The 4,768-nt window shown below is 67.1% G+C and carries 3 protein-coding genes; 2 read left to right on the top strand and 1 reads right to left on the bottom strand.

Annotated features, from left to right (window positions below; all coding sequences use genetic code 11):
* Window positions 1-63: 63 nt before the first annotated feature.
* Entirely contained in the window at window positions 64-3,030 is a 2,967-nt protein-coding gene (locus GGQ96_RS21010; protein WP_018250482.1) for a Tn3 family transposase, read from the bottom strand.
* A 164-nt stretch (window positions 3,031-3,194) separates the two neighbouring features.
* Between GGQ96_RS21010 and GGQ96_RS21005 the strand changes: the two genes are divergently transcribed.
* Window positions 3,195-3,776: a recombinase family protein gene (locus tag GGQ96_RS21005; protein WP_007406331.1), complete on the top strand. Its 582-nt coding sequence runs from the start codon at window positions 3,195-3,197 to the stop codon at window positions 3,774-3,776.
* A gap of 20 nt (window positions 3,777-3,796) precedes the next feature.
* Window positions 3,797-4,621, top strand: a complete 825-nt coding sequence (locus GGQ96_RS21000; RefSeq protein WP_126014483.1) for a hypothetical protein — start codon at window positions 3,797-3,799, stop codon at window positions 4,619-4,621.
* The last annotated feature ends 147 nt before the right edge of the window (window positions 4,622-4,768 follow it).

Here is a 4,768-nt window from a genome sequence, read left to right as displayed (position 1 = left end):
GGGAGCACCTCAAGGTTTGTGACACGGACAGCGGTAAGCTGAACAGGTAGCGAACAGGGCGGCTCAGGCCACCTTGGCTCCGGGTCCGCCGGCGATGTTGAGTGCGCGGTAGCCGTCTTGATCGAGCTCGGCAGCGGCGTTTTGCCAGAGGTAATCGCCGGTCAGGCTGATGTGTCGCCAGCCTAGCGGGGCTACATGGGCGAGCAGCTCGTCGGGCGCGGGCTCGCCGCTGGCGCGCAGATGCTCGACGGCGCGGCCCATGTAAAGCGTGTTCCAGTACACGATCGCGGCGGTGACCAGCGTCAGCCCGGACGCTTTCAGCGCCTGGTTCTCGAACTGCGGATCGCGCAGGCGGCCCTGTTTGTGGACGAACACGGCTTGGGCGAGCGTGTGACGCGCCTCGCCCTTGTTGAGCCCAGCCTGACACTGCTGGCGGAGCGCCCTGGATTCTAGCCAGTCGAGCGTGAACAGGGTGCGCTCGATCCGGCCCAGCTCCTGGAGCGCGAAGTCGAGCCGGTTCTGGCGACGGTACGCGGCCAGCTTCTTCAGCATGACCGACGGTAGCACCACGCCGGCCTTCACGGACGCGGCGAGCCGGACGATCTCGTCCCAGCTTTCGCGGATGGCAGCGATGTTGAACGGGCGCCCGATCAGCTTCGCGAGCGCCTCGGGGCGGGCCGTGCCCGGGAACAGGCCGAGCCGGCGATCGGCTAGATCGCGCAGGCGGGGCACGAACCGGAAGCCGAGTAGGTGCGCGAGCGCGAACACGTGGTCGGACGCGCCGCCCGTATCGGCATAGTGGGTCGCGGGTTCGATGCCGCAGCCGTGCGCGACCAGCCCGTCCAGCACATAGGGCGCCTCCGCCGCGGTCGCCGAGATCAGCCGGACATGGTAGGGCGCGTAGGTATCGGCGACATGGGCGTAGATCTTCTGCCCCGGCTCCCGGTCGTAGCGCGCGTTGGTGCTGCCGGCCGCGCCCCGCCTGCCCGAGCGGAAGAACTGCCCGTCCGAGCTCGACGCGGTGCCGTCGCCCCACACGCGCGTGAGCGGCAGCGCGGCTTGCGCGTCCACCAGATGGCGCAGCCCTGCCGCGTAATTCTCTTCCGATACGTACCAGCCATGCGTCCAGGCGAGCTGGGCGTAGGTGACGCCCTGGCTGGCGTTGGCCATGCGCTCGATGCCGAGGTTCGTCGCGTCTGCCAGGATCGCGGCGAGCACGGCCTGCGGGTTGGAGTGGGCGCGGCCCGAGCGCAGTTCCGGAAATGCGCACAGGAACCCGGTGCGGGCTTCCACCTCGGCGAGCAGCTCGGTGATGCGCACGCGGGGCATGAGCCGGTCGACGGCCGCGTCCAGCCTGTCGGCCGCAGCGGGCGTTACGGCCGCGAGCGGGCTGACCCTGAGGTTACCGCCCCGCAGCTCCACGCCGTCGAGCGTGCCGCGCTTCAGCGAGCCTGCGAACCGGCGCAACCGCCAGTCGAGCAGCCTGGCGCGCCCCTCCAAGTAGCGGCCGACGTCGGTGTCGAACGGCAGCGTGAGCGCGATCTCGGCCGCTTTGCCGGGCGGGAGCATATAGCTGTCGAAGCGCAGGTGTTCGCGCGTACCCTCCACCCACAGGTCGCCCGATTGGAGCCGCTCGCGCACGGTCGCGACCGTGGCGGTTTCGTAGCGACGGCGGTCGATGACGCCGCCCTCGGTGATCGCCGCCTTCCATTTTCTGGAAAACGGCATGGGCGCATCGGCCGGTACGTCTCGCCGCCCGGTCGCGTTCAGCGCGCGCACGACCTTGATCGCGCCGAGCACGCCGTCGCGCGAGCCTGCCGCCTTGAACCGGAACGCGTCAAAAAACGCGGGCGCGTAGCGCCGCATCGTCATGTAGCGCCCCGCCGCGCGGATCAGCGGCTCGTCGCGAGTCAGGTCGGCGATCGCGGTCGCCTCGCTCTCGGCGTCCAGAAGCCTCGTCCAGCCCACCCCGTCGTCGAGCGCCGCCCAGACGTCCAACCCGTCCTCGCGCGCGACCCGGAGTGCGCCGACCGTGGCGCCCAGCAGCCGCATGAGCCGGTTCACGTCGCGTGTGGTCGCCTCGATGCCGCGCTTCTGCGCGGCCCTGGCCCTGGCGAACAGGAGGCCGGTCTGCTTGCCGAACATCTCGATCGCGGCGTCCGCGAGCCGCGCTTCCAGGTCGATGACGGCTGCGGCGAGTGTCGCGCGCCTTCTGCGGAGCGAGTAGTCGGACAGGAGGAACGCGGGCGCGACGTGGCCTTCGCGCACGAGCTGCTCGAAGCGGTGCTCGTGGATGCGGCCGGCCATGCCCGGGTCGAGCCCGAGCCGGCGCACGTGCGCGAGCCGGGCGAGAATGCCGGCGAGATTGCGCGCGGTCGGGCTGTCCGACGTGTCGCGCAGCCACGCGAGCGGCGTCGTGCTGCGATCCTGGTCCACGATCAGCAACGCATCCAGCCCCGTCACCTGCTCCGGAGCAAGCGCATCGACCAGCGTGTCGGCCGCGAGGCGGCGCGCCATGGCGCGCCCCGCCACCCCGATCCGCTCGATACGGGCGGGCGCGGGCAGAACGATCCGGGCAGCACGCAAATGGCCCAGCACTGCCGCGGCGATCGGCTTGCCCCGTTCGGTCGCTTCCGCCGCGCGGGTGGCTGCGCCGAGCGCGCCGGGGACGTCGGCCGCCTCGAACGCGCGCAGGCGCAAACGCTCCATCGCCTCCCAGGCGTGTTCGAGCCGGGTCTGGGCGCGATGCGCGTAGCCCTCGAACGCTGTGGGCGCGATGTCGAGTTGCGCGGCCAGGTGCCGGATCAGAAAATCGGGGACGACATCGTCGTGGCGTATGCCGAAGCCGGGATGACGCAGCAGGGCGAGGTGCAGCGCGAAGCCGAGCCGGTTGGCGTCGCCGCGCTTCGCTTCGATCAGTGGCCGGTCCTCATCGGCAACCGTGTAATGCTTGGCGAGCGAGGCATGGTCGAGGGGCACGCCGAACAACGCGCGGCGTTCGTCGCCCGTTAACAGATCGCGTCTGGCCATCGATCACCCCCTGTCCGGGAGCGTATAGTTTATGGCCGACACGTGCGAGGTGTCGCGTAACTCTCAAGTTTCGCGACAGCGGCCCTGACCGGTCACGCCACGAGGGCGGACGCTGTCGCAAATGTCTGTTGCTAATCAGCCGTGTTCCAATGCACATCTGCGACATGCTCCTCGGCTATGCGCGCGTATCTACCGACGATCAGGATCTCACGCTTCAAAAGACGGCACTGAAGGCGGCCGGATGCCGGCGGACATTCGAGGAGAAGGTGTCCGGCGCCAAGCGCGCCCGACCGGAACTCGACCGGATGCTGGAGCAGCTGCGCGACGACGACGTGGTTGTGGTCACCCGGCTCGATCGCCTAGCGCGTTCGACGCGCGACCTGCTCGACATCGCCGAGAAGCTGAACGAGGCGGGAGCGGGGCTGCGCTCGCTCGCCGAGCCCTGGGCCGACACGACCACGCCTGCGGGACGCATGGTGCTCACCGTGTTCGCCGGCATCGCGGAGTTCGAGCGCGAGCTGATCCACCAGCGTACCAGTTCCGGCCGCGCGGCAGCCATGGCGCGCGGCGTGAAGTTCGGGCGTAAGCCCAAGCTCACTCCGGACCAGATCGCGCTCGGACAGCGTCTCGTCGGCGAAGGCACATCGGTGCGCGAAGCGGCGAAGCTGCTGAAGTGTCATCATGCCACGCTCTATCGGGCGCTCAACCATCCGGCGCAGATGCCCGTACATCGCTCGACACGTTGATTGAGGAGTAGGATTTCGCCATGATCTTCGCGCTTCTACTAGCGGCAAGTTCGCCGAATTCCGCGCTGGAGGCGGAGCGGGCCTACTCGGAAGCTGTACTTGCCAGTGGCCGTCAGGCAGCGGCACGCAGTTTCGGTCCACAAAGCGACCCCTGGCCAATACAACATGCGCCCGAAACCGCGCGCTCTCCATCTGTGGCCAGCATGTTGCAAGCAGCCGAGAGTAGCCGAAGGTGGTGGCTCACAATGATGAGTGTCGAGAGCCATGCCGAGCGCAGACCCGAACTTGTCTTTCCGTCCTGTGATCCGAGCGGGTCGGCAGTTGTTATCGGCGGGCTGTACGATGGCGGAAATCGAGTTGGATCATATAAGACGCTTTGGCGGAACAGTGCTGAGGGGTGGCGCTGGGAAATCGACGACTATCGTCGGGATGGATCGAAGGCATTAGCGGCAGAAAGTTTACAAGCGATCGAACCTGAGTGCTCGGCAAAACTCACCAATGAACAGCTCCAAATCCAAGCCGTTAGCGATGCGAAAGAGATCGCGTCTGTTTTGCGACAGGAGCAGGCCGGCAAACAGGTCGACTGGTTGGCTGTTCCAAGACGAAGCGTGGCCGAAGACGTTATCTTTGTCGGCAACGATGGCCGACGCATCCGCAGGCTCCCCGCCAAGCTGCCCATTCGGCGCATAGCGGGTGCGTTATCGTCCGGAAGCAGTTACGATGAAACGCTACGGTGGAGTAGCCGCGTCCTGGACGGGTCTGCACAAGCCCATAGCTTTCAGATCACCCAGTGGCGCGGTCCCAAGAATGGATGGCAGATCGTCTACTACGAGCTCCGCGGGTGAAACATCACGAGAGGTGATCCGGTAACTTCCAACTCGTCCAACCTCACAAACCCACGAAACTTAATATACTTTGCGGCAACGCTCAGGCTTTTGTTGACCATTTGTTCCGACTGCCGCTGTCCATATGACAAACCTTGAGGTGCCCCC

Source organism: Sphingomonas abaci, from assembly GCF_014199625.1.
Classification (GTDB): Bacteria; Pseudomonadota; Alphaproteobacteria; order Sphingomonadales; family Sphingomonadaceae; genus Sphingomonas; species Sphingomonas abaci.
The sequence above is the reverse complement of the archived record's forward strand: the minus strand, read 5'-3'. Positions and strand labels throughout refer to the sequence as shown.

Excerpts from the sequence above, each read along its gene's own strand:
- GGQ96_RS21010 (WP_018250482.1), bottom strand. The coding sequence starts at position 3,030 with ATGGCCAGACGCGATCTGTTAACGGGCGACGAACGCCGCGCGTTGTTC.
- GGQ96_RS21000 (WP_126014483.1), top strand. The coding sequence starts at position 3,797 with ATGATCTTCGCGCTTCTACTAGCGGCAAGTTCGCCGAATTCCGCGCTG.
- GGQ96_RS21005 (WP_007406331.1), top strand. The coding sequence starts at position 3,195 with ATGCTCCTCGGCTATGCGCGCGTATCTACCGACGATCAGGATCTCACG.